17 protein-coding genes are annotated in these 16,553 nt (G+C 71.2%); 5 read left to right on the top strand and 12 right to left on the bottom strand.

The genetic code is table 11. The annotated features are described in order from the left end of the window. Positions 1–26: 26 nt before the first annotated feature. Entirely contained in the window at positions 27–1,379 is a 1,353-nt protein-coding gene (locus RPQ07_RS27225; protein WP_313946834.1) for a class II 3-deoxy-7-phosphoheptulonate synthase, read from the bottom strand. 50 nt (positions 1,380–1,429) lie between these two features. Between RPQ07_RS27225 and RPQ07_RS37825 the strand changes: the two genes are divergently transcribed. Together RPQ07_RS37825 and RPQ07_RS27220 are read left to right on the top strand one after the other, a co-directional pair. Then, positions 1,430–1,531 (top strand): trp operon leader peptide, encoded by a 102-nt coding sequence (locus RPQ07_RS37825; RefSeq protein ID WP_365938861.1) that lies wholly within the window; start codon positions 1,430–1,432, stop codon positions 1,529–1,531. Between the two features lie 97 nt (positions 1,532–1,628). Next, positions 1,629–3,494, top strand: a complete 1,866-nt coding sequence (locus tag RPQ07_RS27220; RefSeq protein WP_313946833.1) for an anthranilate synthase family protein — start codon at positions 1,629–1,631, stop codon at positions 3,492–3,494. 23 nt (positions 3,495–3,517) lie between these two features. On the opposite strand, the gene RPQ07_RS27215 is transcribed toward RPQ07_RS27220, so the two are convergent. Next, on the bottom strand, positions 3,518–4,477 hold the full coding sequence (locus tag RPQ07_RS27215; protein WP_313946832.1) for a helix-turn-helix domain-containing protein: 960 nt from the start codon (positions 4,475–4,477) through the stop codon (positions 3,518–3,520). 70 nt (positions 4,478–4,547) lie between these two features. On the opposite strand from RPQ07_RS27215, the gene RPQ07_RS27210 reads away from it, so the two are divergent. Further along, entirely contained in the window at positions 4,548–5,588 is a 1,041-nt protein-coding gene (locus RPQ07_RS27210) for a saccharopine dehydrogenase family protein (RefSeq protein WP_313946831.1), read from the top strand. Positions 5,589–5,809: 221 nt separating this feature from the next. On the opposite strand, the gene RPQ07_RS27205 is transcribed toward RPQ07_RS27210, so the two are convergent. The 5 genes from RPQ07_RS27205 to RPQ07_RS27185 form a co-directional block, all read right to left on the bottom strand. After that, complete coding sequence (locus RPQ07_RS27205; RefSeq protein WP_313946830.1) at positions 5,810–6,820, bottom strand: 2-hydroxyacid dehydrogenase; 1,011 nt, start codon at positions 6,818–6,820, stop codon at positions 5,810–5,812. 111 nt (positions 6,821–6,931) lie between these two features. Further along, positions 6,932–7,960, bottom strand: coding sequence for a 6-phosphofructokinase (locus RPQ07_RS27200; protein ID WP_313946829.1), 1,029 nt, complete (start codon positions 7,958–7,960; stop codon positions 6,932–6,934). 169 nt (positions 7,961–8,129) lie between these two features. Next, positions 8,130–8,816, bottom strand: coding sequence for a response regulator transcription factor (locus RPQ07_RS27195; RefSeq protein ID WP_313946828.1), 687 nt, complete (start codon positions 8,814–8,816; stop codon positions 8,130–8,132). Beyond that, positions 8,813–10,021, bottom strand: a complete 1,209-nt coding sequence (gene macS / locus RPQ07_RS27190; protein WP_313946827.1) for a MacS family sensor histidine kinase — start codon at positions 10,019–10,021, stop codon at positions 8,813–8,815. The genes RPQ07_RS27195 and macS overlap by 4 nt, the downstream gene beginning before the upstream one ends. Positions 10,022–10,112: 91 nt before the next feature. Further along, positions 10,113–10,871 carry a lysophospholipid acyltransferase family protein gene (locus RPQ07_RS27185; RefSeq protein WP_313946826.1) on the bottom strand — a complete coding sequence of 253 codons (759 nt, stop codon included), beginning with the start codon at positions 10,869–10,871 and terminating at the stop codon, positions 10,113–10,115. Positions 10,872–11,023: 152 nt separating this feature from the next. Here RPQ07_RS27185 and RPQ07_RS27180 point away from each other — a divergent pair, with 152 nt between their 5' ends. Beyond that, complete coding sequence (locus RPQ07_RS27180; RefSeq protein WP_313946825.1) at positions 11,024–11,803, top strand: alpha/beta hydrolase; 780 nt, start codon at positions 11,024–11,026, stop codon at positions 11,801–11,803. Further along, entirely contained in the window at positions 11,796–12,374 is a 579-nt protein-coding gene (locus RPQ07_RS27175; protein ID WP_313946824.1) for a hypothetical protein, read from the top strand. Before RPQ07_RS27180 ends, RPQ07_RS27175 begins: the two co-directional genes overlap by 8 nt. A gap of 78 nt (positions 12,375–12,452) precedes the next feature. Here the strand turns inward: RPQ07_RS27175 and RPQ07_RS27170 are convergent, their stop codons facing one another. The 5 genes from RPQ07_RS27170 to RPQ07_RS27150 all read right to left on the bottom strand — a co-directional run bounded on the left by RPQ07_RS27170 (position 12,453) and on the right by RPQ07_RS27150 (position 16,537). Continuing rightward, entirely contained in the window at positions 12,453–13,214 is a 762-nt protein-coding gene (locus RPQ07_RS27170; protein WP_313946823.1) for an endonuclease/exonuclease/phosphatase family protein, read from the bottom strand. A 125-nt stretch (positions 13,215–13,339) separates the two neighbouring features. Further along, a complete protein-coding gene (locus tag RPQ07_RS27165) occupies positions 13,340–14,281 on the bottom strand; it encodes an ROK family glucokinase (RefSeq protein WP_313946822.1) in 942 nt (313 codons plus the stop codon). Between the two features lie 65 nt (positions 14,282–14,346). After that, positions 14,347–14,793 carry a DUF5304 domain-containing protein gene (locus RPQ07_RS27160; RefSeq protein ID WP_313946821.1) on the bottom strand — a complete coding sequence of 149 codons (447 nt, stop codon included), beginning with the start codon at positions 14,791–14,793 and terminating at the stop codon, positions 14,347–14,349. 83 nt (positions 14,794–14,876) lie between these two features. After that, the gene (locus RPQ07_RS27155) at positions 14,877–16,088 is read right to left on the bottom strand and encodes an ArsA family ATPase (RefSeq protein ID WP_313946820.1); all 1,212 of its coding nucleotides are present in this window, start codon (positions 16,086–16,088) and stop codon (positions 14,877–14,879) included. Further along, a complete protein-coding gene (locus RPQ07_RS27150) occupies positions 16,088–16,537 on the bottom strand; it encodes an SRPBCC family protein (RefSeq protein WP_313946819.1) in 450 nt (149 codons plus the stop codon). The genes RPQ07_RS27155 and RPQ07_RS27150 overlap by 1 nt, the downstream gene beginning before the upstream one ends. Positions 16,538–16,553: the final 16 nt, after the last annotated feature.

Genomic DNA, 16,553 nt, shown 5'->3' with positions numbered 1-16,553 from the left:
CGCGCCCCACAGTCGTACGCACAAGATCACTGGTCGCGGTACATCTCCGCGACCAGGAACGCCAGGTCCAGGGACTGGCTGCGGTTGAGTCGCGGGTCGCAGGCCGTCTCGTAGCGCTGGTGCAGATCGTCGACGAAGATCTCGTCGCCGCCGCCCACGCACTCGGTGACGTCGTCACCGGTGAGCTCGACGTGGATGCCGCCCGGGTGCGTGCCCAGGGCCTTGTGGACCTCGAAGAAGCCCTTGACCTCGTCGAGCACGTCGTCGAAGCGCCGGGTCTTGTGGCCGGACGCCGCCTCGAAGGTGTTGCCGTGCATCGGATCGGTCACCCAGGCAACCGTGGCACCGGACGCGGTGACCTTCTCGACCAGCTCGGGGAGCTTGTCGCGGACCTTGTCGGCGCCCATGCGGACGACGAAGGTCAGCCGGCCGGGCTCGCGCTCCGGGTCGAGCTTGTCGATGTACTGCAGGGCGTCGTCGACCGTGGTCGTCGGGCCGAGCTTCACACCCATGGGGTTGCGGATGCGCGAGGCGAACTCGACGTGCGCGCCGTCCAGCTGCCGGGTGCGCTCACCGATCCAGACCATGTGCCCGGAGGTGTTGTAGAGCCGGCCGGTCCGCGAGTCGGTGCGGGTCAGCGCGCCCTCGTAGTCGAGCAGCAGCGCCTCGTGGGAGGAGTAGAACTCGACCGTGCGGAACTCCGCCGGGTCGGTGCCACAGGCCTCCATGAAGTTCAGCGCGTTGTCGATCTCCCGCGCGAGCTGCTCGTAACGCTGACCCGACGGGGACGACTTCACGAAGTCCTGGTTCCAGGCGTGCACCTGGCGCAGATCCGCGTAACCACCGGTGGTGAAGGCGCGCACCAGGTTCAGCGTCGCCGCGGACGCGTTGTACATCCGCTTCAGGCGCTCGGGGTCCGGGATACGGGCCGCTTCGGTGAACTCGAAGCCGTTGACGGAGTCGCCCCGGTAGGTGGGGAGCGTCACGCCGTCGCGGGTCTCGGTCGGCTTGGAACGCGGCTTGGAGTACTGGCCGGCGATACGGCCGACCTTCACCACCGGCACGGAGGCCGCGTAGGTGAGCACCGCTCCCATCTGGAGGAGCGTCTTCAGCTTGTTACGGATGTGGTCGGCGGACACGGCGTCGAAGGCCTCGGCGCAGTCGCCGCCCTGGAGCAGGAACGCCTCGCCCTTGGCGACGGCTCCCATCCGGGCGCGCAGCTGGTCGCACTCGCCCGCGAAGACGAGCGGCGGATACGACTCGAGGTCCGCGATCACATCGCGCAGAGCCTCGGCATCGGGGTACTCGGGCTGCTGCGCCGCGGGCAGGTCTCGCCAGGTGTGGCCACCGGCGGGGGTGGTTTTAGCGTTCACGGTCACACCGCCCACAGTACGGGGTTGCCGCCGGGCCGTTTCCGTCCGCCCAGCAAATGAGACGAGAAGTCCAGCATTTCTCATGCGGTAGGGTTCCGGACATGCTGACGCACTCGATCCAGAACTGGTGGTGGACCGCACATCCGGCGGCCCACTGACTGATCGCGTGCGAGTAGGAATCGCGAAGGCCGCCCGAGGGGCGGCCTTCGGTGTTTCCGGGAATCGGCCGTTCCTCCCACTCGGAAGGAACACCGGATGCCCCTCGCCCGACTGCTGGACGACGACTGCCCTCCCTTCGCCCTGCTCCGCAGGCGCACCCCCGGCCGCGACCACGACACCGTCGAGGTACTGACCGGCTCGGTGCATGAGGCGCAGGCGCTCGCCGACATCCCCGTCACCGACCGCCCCTCGCTCGCTCTCGTGCCGTTCCGGCAGATCCGGGAGCGCGGCTTCGACGTGCGCGACGACGGCACGCCGCTGAGTGTGCTGGTCGCCGACGAGTACACGGAGATGCCGCTCTCCGAGGCGCTGGAGAGACTTCCCGCGCACCCGGTCCGGGTGGAGGGGGGTTCCTTCGACGTGGACGACACGGCGTACGCGGACATCGTCCGGCGGGTCGTCGAGGAGGAGATCGGCAGCGGTGAGGGAGCGAACTTCGTCATCCGCCGCACCTACACCGGCAGCATCCCGGGCTTCGGCCGGGCCGACGCGCTGGCGCTGTTCCGGCGGCTGCTGGCCGGCGAGCGCGGGGCGTACTGGACCTTCGTGGTGCACACCGGCGAGCGCACCCTGGTCGGCGCCAGCCCCGAGGTGCATGTGCGGATGAGCGGCGGGACGGTCGTGATGAATCCGATCAGCGGCACCTTCCGCTATCCCCCCGAGGGTCCGACCCCCGAGGGCCTGCTCCGGTTCCTGGACGACCGCAAGGAGCGCGAGGAGCTCTCCATGGTCGTGGACGAGGAGCTGAAGATGATGTGCACGGTCGGGGACATGGGCGGTGTGGTCGTCGGGCCGCGGCTCAAGGAGATGGCCCATCTCGCGCACACGGAGTACGAGTTGCGCGGTCGGTCCTCGCTCGATGTGCGGGAGGTGCTGCGGGAGACGATGTTCGCGGCGACCGTCACCGGGTCCCCCGTACAGAACGCGTGCCGGGTCATCGAGCGGCACGAGGTGGGCGGCCGCGGCTACTACGCGGGCGCGCTGGCCCTGATCGGTACGGACGCGGGCGGTGCGCAGACGCTCGACTCCCCCATCCTGATCCGCACGGCCGACATCGACTCCCGGGGAGCGCTGCGGGTGCCGGTGGGGGCGACCCTGGTGCGGCACTCCGACCCGGAGGGCGAGGTCGCCGAGACCCATGCGAAGGCAGCCGGTGTGCTGGCCGCGCTGGGGGTACGACCGGGCCGGCCCCCGGAGGACACCGAGCGGCCCCGGCTCGCCGACGACCCCCGGGTGCGCGCCGCGCTGGACGCCCGCCGGGCCGACCTCGCGCCGTTCTGGCTGCGGATGCAGGAGCGCAGCGCCGATCTGACCGGCCACGCGCTGGTGATCGACGCGGAGGACACCTTCACCGCGATGCTGGCGCATCTGCTGCGCTCGACGGGTCTCACCGTGACGGTGCGCCGGTACGACGAGCCCGGCCTCCGGGAGACGGCACTGCGTTACCCGGGCCCGGTGGTGCTCGGCCCCGGTCCCGGCGATCCGTCGGACGCCACCGATCCGAAGATGCGCTTCCTGCGGTCGCTCACAGCCGATCTGCTGCGCGATCACCGCCACGGCCTGCTGGGCGTGTGCCTGGGCCATGAGCTGATGGCGGCGGAACTGGGGCTGGAGATCGTCAGGAAGGACGCGCCGCACCAGGGGGCGCAGGAGCGGATCGACTTCTTCGGGCGGGAGGAGACTGTGGGCTTCTACAACAGCTTCACCGCACGGTGCGACGAGCGGACCGCGGCCGAGCTGGCGATGCACCGCGTCGAGCTGAGCCGGGACGAGGTGAGCGGCGATGTGCACGCGATGCGCGGGCCGGGCTTCGCGGGCCTCCAGTTCCACCCGGAGTCGGTGCTCACGATGGACGGCGCGGCGCTGACGGCGACGATGATCGCGGGCGTGCTGGTGGGCTAGTCCCGTCCGGGGGAGGACGGGAGTCAGGTCGCCGGGGTGGCCGTGCGGTGGGTGCGGAAGGTGCGCCGGTAGATGTCCGGCGGCACCCCGAGGGCGCGATGGAAGTGCCGGCGCAAGGTGGCCGCGGTGCCCATCCCGGTGCGAGCGGCGATGAGTTCGATGCTGTCGTCGGTCGTCTCCAGGAGTTCCTGGGCCCGGTGGATGCGCTGGGTGTGCAGCCAGCGCAAGGGAGTGGTGCCGGTGGCGGCGGTGAAGCGGCGGGTCAGGTTCCGGGTGCTCATGTTCGCCTGACGGGCCAGGTCGGGCACGGTCAACGGCTCGTCCAGCCGCCCGCTCACCCAGTGCAGCAGGTCCGCGAACGCGTGGCCGGTGTCGGCGACCGCCGGCACCGCCACGAACTGCGCCTGACCGCCGGCCCGGCGGGCCGGGACCACCAGCCGGCGTGCCAGCGCGTTGGCGACGGCGGCGCCGTGGTCGGCGGTGACGATGTGCAGGCACAGATCCATGCCGGCGGCCTTGCCGGCCGAGGTCAGCACGGTCCGGTCGTCGATGTAGAGGACGTCCGGGTCGACCTCGATACGGGGATAGCGGGCCGCGAGCGCGGCGGTGTGCTCCCAGTGCGTGGTGGCGCGGCGGCCGTCCAGTACGCCGGCTGCGGCCAGCACGAACGCCCCGGTGCACAGGGACACCAGCCGGGCACCCCGCTCATGGGCGGCGCGCACGGCGTCCACGAGGTCGGCCGGCGGGTCGGCCTCGACGTCGCCGCACGCGGGCACGATGACGGTGTCCGCATCCGCGAGGGCGTCGTAGTCGTACGGTGTGTCGAGCTTCAGCCAGCTGCCCAGCGACGCCTCCGTGGGCCCGCAGACGCGGAAGTCGTACCAGGCGTCGGTGAGTTCGCGGTCGACGCCGAACACCTCGCAGGCAGCGGCGGCCTCGAACAGCATGGCTCCGTCGTAGAGCGCCAGCGCCACGGATCTCATGTCCGAAAGTGTACGCATCTCGTCGTTTCGGCCACTCGTGGTCGGCGTCCGGGCCCGTGACCATGGCCGCATGACCACACATCACCGGACGGTCGCGGTCGTCGGGGCCTACGGACACACCGCCGCCTTCGTCGTAGCGGAACTGAGCCGACGCGGCGTCACCCCTCTCCTCGTCGGCCGGGACGCCGCCAGGCTGGCCGCCGCCGCCAAGGGCCGTCCGGGGACCGTGACCCGGGTCGTGTCCCTCGACGACCCGTCGTCGCTGGACCGCGCGCTGACGGGCGCGGATGCGGTCATCAACTGCGCGGGCCCGTTCGCCGTCACCATGCTCCCCGTCATCGACGCGGCCCTGCGCGCGGGCATCCCGTACCTGGACGTGGCCGCGGAACAGGCCGCGATCCTGGAGGCGTTCCGGCTGCGGGACCGGCGGGCCCGCGAGGCGGGGGTGGTGGTCCTCCCGGCGATGGCGTTCTACGGCGGGCTGGGCGACCTGCTGGCCGGTGCGGCGATCGGCGACTGGCCGGACGCCGACGAGATCACGGTCGCGATCGCCCTCGACAGCTGGTGGCCGACGGAGGGGACACGCAGGACCGCACGGAGCAACGCCGGGCGGAAGCTGGCCTTCACCGGTGGCCGCCTCACCGCGCCCGAGGACCCGCCCCGCTCGTACTCCTGGCGGTTCCCGGAGCCCCTGGGCGTCCAGCAGGTCGTCGAGCTCTCCACGGCCGACCAGGTCACCATCTCCCGCCATCTGCGCGTGCCGGAGATCCGGGTCTGCATCAACGAGGCGCCCCTGCGCGATCTGAGCGACCCGGCGACGCCCCCGCCCACGGCCGTGGACTCCGACGGGCGCTCGGCACAGACCTTCGTCGTCGACGTGGTGGCACGCCGGGGCGGCGCCGCCCGCCGAGCGACGGCGTCCGGCCGGGACATCTACGCGGTGAGTGCCCCCCTGGTCGTCGAGGCCGCGACGCGGATCATGGACGGCCGGGTCGACCGGACCGGGGTGGCCGCCGCGGGGGAACTCTTCGACGCGGCGGCCTTCCTGCGAGCACTCGAACCCACGCATCTGGTCTTCGGCGCACCTGACCAGGTGGAGCAGCCGGGCTAAGGGCTGTCCCGTCATCCCCGGTGGACCAGCGCGCGGCGTCAGATGCGGTGCATCGCCAGGCGGTGGGGGCACCCCCGCCGGAGGCTGGGGGAGGTCGTCCTCGTACCGGTCGTATGCGGGCGATCCGACAACGCAGCGTGGGGGCACCTCCCGTGCCCGAAGGGCTACGGAGGAGGGCCGTGGCTGTCGTCGGGCGCCCGCCGGGGATCGCGGGACAGCCCTCAGGTCGTACCGGGCGGCGCGGCGGGGACCAGGACGTTCTCGTTGCGCCGCCCCGCCGCGTAGTCGTCGACGTTCCGCACCGTCGCCTCGACGATCTGGCCGACGGCGTCCTCGGTGTAGTACGCCTGGTGCGAGGTGACCAGCACATGCGGGAAGGTGACCAGCCGCGCCAGGGTGTCGTCCTGGAGCGGCTCCAGGGACTTGTCGAGGAAGAAGAGCCCGGCCTCCGCCTCGTACACGTCGAGTCCCACGCCCGTGAACCGGCCCTTGCGCAGCTCCGTGACGAGTGCGTCCGTGTCGACGAGTCCGCCGCGGCTGGTGTTGACCAGGATCGCGTCGTCCTTCATCGCCCGCAGCGCGTCCCGGCCGATGAGGTGCTGGGTCGCGGGCAGCAGCGGCAGATGGAGGCTGATCAGGTCGGACGCGGCCAGCAGTTCGTCCTTGTCGACGTACCGCATGCCGAGCTCGACGCAGGCGGGGTTCTCGGCGATGTCCCAGCCGAGGAGGTTCATGCCGAAGCCGTGGGCGATCCTGGTGAACGCCTCACCGATCTTGCCGGTGCCGAGCACTCCTGCCGTACGGCCGCGCAGATCGCGGCCCATCAACCCGTCGAGACGGAAGTCGAATTCGCGGGTACGGCCCGAGGCGCGCACGATGCGCCGGTTGACGGCCATGGCCAGCGTCCAGGCGAACTCCGCGACGGAGTACGGCGAGTAGGAGGAGACCCGGGCCACGGTGAGGCCGAGCTCCTCGGCCACATCGAGGTCGATGTTGTTGAAGCCGGTGGAGCGCTGGGCGATCATCGAGGTGCCGCCGGCGGCCAGCAGTCGGAGCACGCGTGCGTCGAGAATCGCGTTGACGCTGGTGGAGATCGCCTCGTGGCCGGCCGCGATGGGCGCGGTGTCCTCGGTGAGGAAGACATCGAGACAGTGGATGTCGTGGTGTCCCGCGAAGGCCTTCTCCAGGAGTGGCTTCTCGTCGGCCTGCACACCGAAGGCAAGGATCTCCACGGACTCTCCCGGAACGCGTGACATAGGAGCTATGGGCCGGATATGGCGAATATACGGCCCACAGCCCAGCCGTGCCGGTCTGCGCGGGTGATCGAGGTACGGGCCGGACCGTCAGCCGAAGAAGACGCCGACCTCCTCGTAGAGCTTGGGGTCGACCGTCTTCAGCTTGGCGGTGGCCTCCGCGATCGGCACCCGCACGATGTCCGTGCCCTGGAGCGCGACCATCTTGCCGAAGTCACCGTCCCGCACGGCCTCGATGGCGTGCAGTCCGAAGCGGGTGGCCAGCCAGCGGTCGAAGGCGCTCGGGGTGCCACCGCGCTGGACATGGCCGAGGACCGTGGTGCGAGCCTCCTTGCCGGTGCGCCTCTCGATCTCCTTGGCCAGCCATTCGCCGACGCCGGAGAGCCGGACGTGCCCGAAGGAGTCGAGCGAACCGTCCTTGAGCACCGCGTCGCCGTCCTTGGGCATGGCGCCTTCGGCGACCACCACGATGGGGGCGTAACTGGCCTTGAAACGCGAGGTCACCCAGGTGCAGACCTGGTCGACGTCGAAGCGCTGTTCCGGGATGAGAATGACGTTGGCCCCGCCCGCCAGGCCCGAGTGCAGGGCGATCCAGCCGGCGTGCCGGCCCATCACCTCGACGACCAGGACCCGCATGTGCGACTCGGCGGTGGTGTGGAGCCGGTCGATCGCCTCGGTGGCGATGCCGACGGCGGTGTCGAAACCGAAGGTGTAGTCGGTGGCGGACAGGTCGTTGTCGATGGTCTTGGGTACGCCGACGCACTTGATGCCGTACTCGTCGTGCAGCCGGGCGGCGACGCCGAGGGTGTCCTCGCCGCCGATCGCGATCAGTGCGTCGACCTCCGCCTTGGCGAGGTTCTCCTTGATACGGCGGATGCCGTTCTCCGCCTTGAGGGGGTTGGTGCGCGAAGAGCCGAGGATGGTGCCGCCGCGGGGCAGGATGCCGCGCACGGCCGGGATGGCGAGCGGGACCGTGTCACCTTCCAGCGGCCCGCGCCATCCGTCGCGGTAGCCCACGAACTCGTACGCGTACTCCTGAACGCCCTTGCGGACGATGCCACGGATGACCGCATTGAGGCCGGGGCAGTCGCCGCCCCCGGTCAGTACTCCGACGCGCATGGAAAACTTCCCTTCGCCTGATGAGCCCTATGACCGTCACGCTAATGGTGATCCAGGTCACTGCGGGATGGGAGGGAAGGTCAATTCCTGTACGGGATGCGGTGTTTGAGCCGCGCCCCTCGTCCGGTTTCACTCGTACGAGGGTCGCCCCGGCGGCGGTACGTCCGCGTCAGGCGTCGTCGAGCCCTCGCTCGATCGCGTAGCGCACCAACTCGACGCGGTTGTGCAGCTGAAGCTTGCCGAGCGTGTTCTGCACATGGTTCTGCACGGTGCGGTGGGAGATGACGAGCCGCTCGGCGATCTGCTTGTACGACAGCCCCTTGGCGACCAGGCGCAGCACCTCGGTCTCGCGGTCGGTCAGTTGAGGAGCCTTCGGCTCGTCGCCGCCGGAAGCGGGAACGGGTTCGGAGGCGAGCCTGCGGTACTCGCCGAGCACGAGGCCCGCGAGTCCCGGCGTGAAGACCGGGTCGCCGACGGCCGTGCGCCGCACCGCGTCGGTGAGCTCCTCGGTACTGGCCGACTTGAGGAGATAGCCGGTCGCGCCGGACTTCACCGCCTCCAGGACGTCCGCGTGCTCCCCGCTCGCCGACAGCACCAGGACCCGCAGCCCGGGGCGGGCGCCGACTAGCTCCTTGCACACCTGGACACCCGGCATACCGGGAAGGTTGAGGTCAAGGACCAGGACGTCGGGGCCGGCCGCGTGGGCGCGGCGGACCGCCTGCGGGCCGTCGCCCGCCGTCGCCACCACATCGAATCCGGCGGCGGTCAGATCGCGGGCGACCGCGTCCCGCCACATCGGGTGGTCGTCGACGACCATCACCTTGATCGTCTGCTGGTCCGTCTGCTGGTCCGTCATGGGTGTGCCTTCCCCCGTGGAATCTTCAGTTCGACTTCTGTGCCCTGGCCCGGGACCGAGATCAGCTCGGCCGTGCCGCCCAGGTCCCGCAGCCGCCCGCGGATGGAGAGGGCGACACCGAGCCGGCCCTCGCCCTCCGCCTGGGCGAGACGGCCCTCGGGAATGCCCGGGCCGTCGTCCCGGACCGTCACGACGACCTCGTCCGGCCAGTCCTCGACGAGGATCCAGGTCCGGGCGTCCTGACCGGCGTGCTGCCGGACATTGTCCAGGGCGGCACCGACAGCGGCGGCGAGTTCGGTGGCGGAGGCCGCCGGCAGCAGCACCGGAGCGCCCGGCTCGGAGAGCGTGACCCGCGATCCGGCGTGCCGGGCGAGCAGCGACCGCAGATCGTACTCGTCGGGCTGGCTGTCCGGTTCGTCGTCCTCGACGGTGCGCACGACGGCGCCGAGAGAGGCGTCCTCGGAGGCGCGGGTCGCCGGCACCAGACCGCTGGAGACCAGCGTCCGCAGGGCGACTTCCTGCTCCCCCGCCATCCGTCCGAGGTCCGCGGCCTCACCGCCGATGGCGGCGCCGCGCCGCTGCACCATGGCCAGCACCTGGAGCACGCTGTCGTGGATGTCGCGGGCGAGACGTTCGCGTTCCCGCGTCGCTGCCTCGATCTCCAGCGCGCGGGCGAGGGTGCGTTCCGAGGCCCGGGCGACCTCGACGACGTATCCGATGGCGATGGAGGCGATCCAGACCAGGAGGACGTTGTGGAAGGTGTCCCGGCTCGGCTCGCCCCGCTCGATGATGTTGGCGACGGCGACGAAGGAGGACGCGACGGCGGCCCATCGCCAGCCGCCCTTGATGGCGAAGGCGAGGACGGAACCGGCGGTCCATATCGACGGCAGCGTGGGTCCGTCGATCTGCTGCGCATGGGTGTCGGCGAGCGGTGTCAGCAGGATGCCGGTGAGCGCGACAGTGAGGTCGGCGACGAGGAAGGGCTTGGTGCAGCGGGCGGCGCTGGAGACCTGGGGCAGCGTGGCCAGCGTCCAGACGCCCATCACCGTCAGGAACACGATCGCCACCCACGGGCGCTCGAACTTGTCGGGTATGAAGACGAGCAGCAGCACCGCGTAGATCATCGTCAGTACGCGATAGCCGGCGAGCGCACGCCACAGCGGCAGCTCCACCGACATCCGCACGACGCGTTCGCGCTTGACCATGTCCCCCCACCCCTGTCCGGTCCGGACGATGCTCGTCAGTGCCTCGACCGGCAATGTTTGCGCGACAGGGCAAAGCTTGCCGGGAACGGCACTAGGCCGCCGACCGGTCCGTCGTCTCCGCCTGCTGATCGGCCTTCGCCTTCGCCGCCGCCTTCGCCGCCTTCTCCGCGTCCGCGATCTGCCGCTTGGCGGCGGTGGCGTAGATGTCGACGTACTCCTGGCCGGACAGCTTCATGATCTCGTACATGACCTCGTCGGTCAGGGAGCGCAGGATGAAGCGGTCGCTCTCCATGCCGCGGTAGCGGCTGAAGTCGAGCGGTTCGCCGATCCTGATCCCCGGGCGCATCAGCTTGGGGACCACTTTGCCGGGCGGCTGGATCTTCTCGGTGTCGATCATGGCCACCGGGATGACCGGCGCACCGCTGGCGAGCGCCACCCGGGCGAGACCGCCCGGCTTGCCGCGGTAGAGCCTGCCGTCCGGGGAGCGGGTGCCCTCCGGGTAGATGCCGAACAGGCCACCGGCCTCCAGGACGTCGAGACCGGCCTTGATCGCCGCCTCGCCGGCGCCCCGCGCGCCCGAGCGGTCGACCGGGAGCTGGCCGACACCCTTGAAGAAGGCGGCGGTCAGCTTGCCCTTGACCCCGGGCGAGGTGAAGTACTCGGCCTTGGCGATGAAGGTGACCTTGCGGTCGAGCATCGTCGGCAGGAAGAAGGAGTCCGAGAAGGACAGATGGTTGCTCGCGAGGATCGCCGGGCCGTCGACGGGAATGTTCTCGAGGCCCTCCACCCAGGGCCGGAAGGCAAGCTTCAGCGACCCTCCGATGGAGAACTTCATGGCGCCGTAGATCAACTCGAATTCCTCCTGTTGCTGTCGAACAGACCTTAACCCGACGCAGGCCTCGGATCCCCGCGTCGGCGGGCTTACGGGCCTGGTCGGTGTCGGTCCGGTCGCGTACGGTGAGGTACACCCTTCGAGCTTCATGCACAGAACAGGAGACCCCGGTGCCGGTGCTTCCCGGAGCCGAGCCGTACCGCCACGAGGGCGGAGAGGTCGGCGTTCTTCTCTGTCACGGATTCACCGGCTCCCCCCAGTCGCTGCGCCCCTGGGCCGAGTTCCTGGCGGAGCGCGGGCTGACCGTGTCGCTGCCGCTGCTCCCCGGACACGGCACCCGCTGGCAGGACATGCAGCTCACCGGCTGGCAGGACTGGTACGCCGAGGTGGACCGCGAGCTGCGTGAGCTCGCCGGCCGGTGCAGCCATGTCTTCGTCATGGGGCTCTCCATGGGCGGCGCGCTCACCCTGCGGCTCGCCGCCAAGCACGGTGACGCGATCAGCGGTGTCGTCGTGGTGAACCCGGCGAACAAGGTGCATGGCCTCTCCGCCTACGCCCTGCCGGTCGCCCGCCACCTGGTGCGCACGACGAAGGGCCTGACGAACGACATCGCCAAGGAAGGCATGGACGAGGTCGGGTACGACCGGGTGCCGCTGCACGCCGCGCACTCCCTGCGCCGGTTCTTCCGGCTGGTCGACGGTGAGCTGCCGCAGGTGACGCAGCCGATGGTGCTGCTGCACAGCCCGCAGGACCATGTCGTGCCGCCGATGGACTCGGCCAGGATCCTCAGCCGGGTCTCCTCGACCGATGTTCAGGAGATCCTGCTGGAACAGAGCTACCACGTGGCGACGTTGGACCACGATGCGGAGCGGATTTTCGAGGAGAGTTACGCGTTCATCGGCCGGCTCGCTCCGAGTGTCGGGAAGAAAGGGAGCACCACCGGTGGCTGAGCAGCACGACGCGGACCGCGAGCCGCAGCCGATCGACGAGGAAGCGGCGTGGGCCGCCATCGTGGCGGGGTACGGCGACGAGCCGGTGGACCCGCCGGGCGCCAAGCCGTTCAAGTCGGTCGACGACCTCGCTCTGCTGGAGAGCGAGGTGAACGAGACGCCGAAGGCCGCCAAGGCCGAGCGGGAGCCCGATCCCGACCCGGACGCGGACGCGGACCAGCCCGCGCTGGGCAGCTCGGTCACCTTCGCGCCCGGCGTCGGCGGTCCCCGGGACTACGGTCTCGCGGAGGCCAAGGAGGACGACCTCGACGAGAGCGACGAGGGTCACTTCGTGCCGCCGGAGCCGCCGCCGCTGCCCGAGGCGGACGTCACCGCCAAGTTCGCCTGGCTCGCGGTGGTCGGCGGCCCGCTGCTGATGCTGGTCGCGGTGCTGCTCCAGTGGGACATGACCTGGTGGCTGACGACGATCTGCGTGGGCGGTTTCCTGGGCGGCTTCGCCACCCTGGTGGCCCGCATGGCGCACGGCGACGACGAGGACGAGGACGACCCGGGCCGCGGAGCGGTGGTCTGAGCGGTGCGGGTCCTCGCATCCGCGGTCCGAGGTCGTCGTCCCGCCTGACGGACGCGATCGTCAGGCCGGTCCCGTCCGTCAGGCGGGACCCGCCGCCGGGATTCTGAGCGCGGCCAGCACCGGCAGATGATCGGTGGCCGCGCTCAGGTCCGCCGCGGTGACTCCGGGCAGGTCCAGCGGCACACCGCAGCCGAGCACCTCGATCCCCGCACTGGCGAAGATCGCGTCGATCCGCTGGTGCGGACGGTCCGGCGTCGAGGTGTACTCACCGCCCCAGGGTGCGACCGCCCAGGCGTCCTGGAGCTCGCGGGCGAGCCGGGTGAAGCTCCGCCCGGTGGGCCGCTCGTTGATGTCACCGGCCGTGATCGTGTACGGCACGTCCATGGCGGCGAGCCGCTCCAGCAGCATCCCGGTCTGGGCCAGCCGCTCGTCCGTCTGCAGGCTCAGATGGCAGCTGAGCAGACCGACCCGGGCACCGCCGAACCGTACGACCGCGGTGGCGAAACCCCGCCGGTGCAGTCCGGGTGTCAGCGGCAGCAGCACGTCCTCCGTGCGCTCCACGGTCGCGCGCAGTGAGCACATCAGCAGCGGGCCCGCGGCGGTCGCGCCACCGCTGAGCACCACGAGATCGGTCCTGGCCGCGAGCCGCGCGGCGTGCTTGCGCCAGCGGAAGAAGCGCGGCGCCTCCTGGACGAACACGAGGTCGGGTTCGCAGGCCCGGATCACCCGGGCGAGCGCTTCCTCGTCGTCCCGCAGCGAGCGGATGTTGTAGCTGAGCACCCGGATCACGGCCGAACCGTCGGGTTCGGTGCGGGAGTTGGGCAGTGCGGTGATCGCCATGCCAGCACGATACGACGGTGCGGGGGGTGTTCCCGGGCACCGCCGCGAGCTGTGCGCGGCTGTCGCGGGACCGGCCGGCCACTCCGGCCCGTCCCGCGATCAGCAGCGGTGCGAAAGAGGCGGTTCTAGCCCTGTCGGGCCAGGTCCGCCGCGCCCACCAGGCCGGCCTTTCCGCCCAGTTGGGCGGCGAGGACCTGGGCGTGCGGACGCCACTGGCCGCCGATGAGCCAGCGGCGGAACGACTTGCGGATCGGGTCGAGGACCAACTCGCCCTCGTCCGAGACGCCACCGCCGACGATGAACGCCGAGGGGTCGAACAGCGAGGCCAGGTCGGCCAGACCGGCGCCCGCCCAACGGGCCAGTTCGCGGAAGGAGTCGACCGCGACCGCGTCGCCCTGCCGTGCGGCGGCGCTGATGTGCTTGCCCTCGATGCCCTCGATGGTGCCGTCGCCGAGGCCGAGGAGGATCTCCGCGTTCTCCGGTGTGGCGTTGGCGCGCTGCTTGGCGTACCGCACGAGCGCGCGGCCGGAGGCGTACTGCTCCCAGCAGCCCTGGCTGCCGCAGCCGCACAGCAGACCGTCCGGCACCACCCTGATGTGCCCGAATTCCGCGGCGACACCGAAGCGCCCGCGGCGCAGCTTGTTACCGATGATGATGCCGCCGCCGAGACCGGTGCCGAGGGTGATGCAGATGACGTCCTCGTGGCCCTGGCCGGCGCCGAAGCGGTACTCGCCCCAGGCCGCGGCGTTCGCGTCGTTCTCGACGACCACCGGCATGCCGACGCGCTGCTCGACCTTGTCCTTCAGCGGCTCGTGCCGCCAGTGGATGTTGGGCGCGAAGAGGACGGTGGCTCGCTTGTCGTCGACGTAACCGGCCGCCCCGATGCCGACGGCCTCGATGTCGTGCCCCTTGCCGGCTCCGGCGACGGCGGAGGAGATCGCGTCGACGATGCCTTCGGGGGTCGACGGGGTGGGCACCTTGTGCGTCTCGAGAATGGTGCCCTCTTCGTCGACCACGCCCGCCGCGATCTTGGTGCCGCCGATGTCGACGCCGATGGTGAGTCCCATGTGTCCCTCAGTTTTCGGTCGAGCCCCGCTACGGCAACCGTACCCGAGGGCGGGCGCCCGACCGGTCAGTCCAGGTCGATGTGCTCACTCGGTCCGGGCCCGTCGTCACGCGGGTCCTCGGCGTCCTTGGCCGTGCGCGGCTCCTGGGTCCAGCGGCGCTCGTGACCCTCGACCGCGGAGCGGTAGGCGGCCAGCAGCTCACCGCCCGCGGCGGCGAGGTGGTCGAAGATCTGGGGGTTGCGCTCGATCACCGGCTCGACCGCGGCCTTCGCCTGGTCGACCAGCTGCTGCACGGCGCTCTGGGCGGCCATGCCGGGCAGCGAGCTCTGGAACCCGGACACCTTGTCGGCGACGGCGTCCAGGAGGCGGCGCAGTTCCTCGGAGGCGGACCCGGTGGGCTGACCGTAGTGGGCGCGGCGTCGGGCCTTCTCCGCCTCGAGGTCCTCCGCGCACGCGTCGGCCCAGGCGTCGGCGTCGGCATCGACTGCGGGACGCTCGGTGGCATCACTCATGGCGTACTCCTGCACAGGCATGAACCGGCTGACCGGATGCGGGCTCTCGTACGCTCGACGTTACCCGAACGGCGGGTGCCCGTTCAGTGCCCGCGCGGCCACAGCTGCGGGTCCGGCGCGAAGCGGACCCTCAGCACACCGTCCGCGAGGGCCGCGCCCGCCACGGTGCAGCGGCGCAGTACGGACGGCAGCGGCAGGATCCTGCGGAACGGTCCGACGGTCAGCAGCAGTTCATCCCCCCGGCGGACCAGGCCGACGTCTCCCTTGACAGCGCCCGGCAGGTCCAGCGTCCAGACGAGGATTCCGTCGTCGGTACGGCGGTCCTCGATGCGCTGCCCGGGGCTGCCGCGGTCCGCGCCCGCGTCGGCACCGTCCTGCGATCCGCCGCTGTCCGGCAGTGAGAGGTCGCCCAGCAGGGCGAGGTCGGCGAGGCCGCGGGGGTCGCGGCCCGCGTGGGGAACTTCGAGGAGCGCGGTGCCGGGCGGCCACTCCTGCGACCACTCGTGCAGGCACTTCTCCTGCTGGGCCGCGAGGGAGGCGAGCCAGGTGTCGGCGGAGTGCCGCGGCAGGACCCGGTTGGCCAGCAGGGCCTCGACCCGCAGGCCGTGCAGGGCGAGTCCGCTGCGGGCGGTCCGCAGGGCGGCGGCGGCCGCCGGTCCCGGTTCGGCGACCACACGCAGGGCGGTGTCGCCGGACTCGATCACGCTCTGGACGAGGGCCAGTTCGGCGTCCCAGCGCGCGGCGGTCGCGTACAGCCACTGGGCGGGCATCGGGACACCCGCGAGCTGGGCGAGGACCGGGCGCAGGGCGCGGGCGGCCTGGCGTTCCTGCGGCAGCAGCCGGCGCAGATAGCGGCGCAGCTGCTCGGGCAGGACCAGCAGGGCGATCGTCTCGCGCAGCGGCGGCAGGTCGACGACGACCGTGTCCCAGTCACCGGAGGCGGCGACGGTCAGCGCCCGCAGGAGGGCGAACTGTTCGCTGCCGGGGAGTTCGGTGAGCTCCGCCTCTTCGAGCCGTGCGGCGCCGAGCAGGTCGAGCGCGGCCGCGCTGCGCTCCTGGAGCGAGAGGAATTCCGCCCGGAAGTCGGCGCCGGTGTCGACGCGGCCGGCCCAGAGGCCGTCCGTGATCTCCTCGGGCGCATCGGGGCGGCCGGTGACCGGGGTGCCGAGCACCTCGCCGGGGCCGGTGGAGAGGAAGAGCACGCGCTCGTCGCGCTTCGCCGCCGCGTGGGCGGTCGCCGCGGCGACGGTCGTACGGCCCGCGCCGCCGAGGCCGGTGACGAGGACCGTACGCATCAGGCGGTGGGTCCGCTCTCGACGCGCTTCTTCAGACCGGCCAGGGCGCGGTCGATGATGACCTTCTCGGCCTTGCGCTTGATCATGCCGAGCATGGGGATCTTGACGTCGACGGTCAGCTGGTAGGTGACCTCGGTGCGGTCGCCGCCGCCGACGGGGGCGAGCGTGTACGAGCCGTCGATGGCGCGCAGCATCTGGGACTTCACCAGCGTCCAGCTGACCTGGTTGTCGCCGTTCCAGGTGTACGCGAGCGTGTGGTCGTCCTTGATCGCACCGGCGTCCAGCACCAGCCGAACCTGCTCGGCGCGGCCCTTGCCGTCGGTGGCGAGGACTTCCGCCTCCTTCACCTCGCCGGTCCACTCGGGGTAGCGGGCGAAGTCCGAGATCACCCCCATCACATCGGCCGGCGCCGCCTCGATCGTGATGCTCGAGCTGGTGTGTTCCGCCATCGCTGCGGCTCCTCGA

This window comes from Streptomyces sp. AM8-1-1 (assembly GCF_032229325.1).
In the GTDB taxonomy this organism is placed as follows: Bacteria; Actinomycetota; Actinomycetes; order Streptomycetales; family Streptomycetaceae; genus Streptomyces; species Streptomyces achmelvichensis.
This window is presented reverse-complemented; position numbering and strand designations above follow the sequence as displayed.

Excerpts from the sequence above, each read along its gene's own strand:
- RPQ07_RS27200 (WP_313946829.1), bottom strand. The coding sequence starts at position 7,960 with ATGCGCGTCGGAGTACTGACCGGGGGCGGCGACTGCCCCGGCCTCAAT.
- RPQ07_RS37825 (WP_365938861.1), top strand. The coding sequence starts at position 1,430 with ATGAGACGAGAAGTCCAGCATTTCTCATGCGGTAGGGTTCCGGACATG.
- RPQ07_RS27160 (WP_313946821.1), bottom strand. The coding sequence starts at position 14,793 with ATGAGTGATGCCACCGAGCGTCCCGCAGTCGATGCCGACGCCGACGCC.
- RPQ07_RS27210 (WP_313946831.1), top strand. The coding sequence starts at position 4,548 with ATGACCACACATCACCGGACGGTCGCGGTCGTCGGGGCCTACGGACAC.
- RPQ07_RS27165 (WP_313946822.1), bottom strand. The coding sequence starts at position 14,281 with ATGGGACTCACCATCGGCGTCGACATCGGCGGCACCAAGATCGCGGCG.
- RPQ07_RS27215 (WP_313946832.1), bottom strand. The coding sequence starts at position 4,477 with ATGAGATCCGTGGCGCTGGCGCTCTACGACGGAGCCATGCTGTTCGAG.
- RPQ07_RS27170 (WP_313946823.1), bottom strand. The coding sequence starts at position 13,214 with ATGGCGATCACCGCACTGCCCAACTCCCGCACCGAACCCGACGGTTCG.
- macS (WP_313946827.1), bottom strand. The coding sequence starts at position 10,021 with ATGGTCAAGCGCGAACGCGTCGTGCGGATGTCGGTGGAGCTGCCGCTG.
- RPQ07_RS27150 (WP_313946819.1), bottom strand. The coding sequence starts at position 16,537 with ATGGCGGAACACACCAGCTCGAGCATCACGATCGAGGCGGCGCCGGCC.
- RPQ07_RS27220 (WP_313946833.1), top strand. The coding sequence starts at position 1,629 with ATGCCCCTCGCCCGACTGCTGGACGACGACTGCCCTCCCTTCGCCCTG.
- RPQ07_RS27155 (WP_313946820.1), bottom strand. The coding sequence starts at position 16,088 with ATGCGTACGGTCCTCGTCACCGGCCTCGGCGGCGCGGGCCGTACGACC.
- RPQ07_RS27195 (WP_313946828.1), bottom strand. The coding sequence starts at position 8,816 with ATGACGGACCAGCAGACGGACCAGCAGACGATCAAGGTGATGGTCGTC.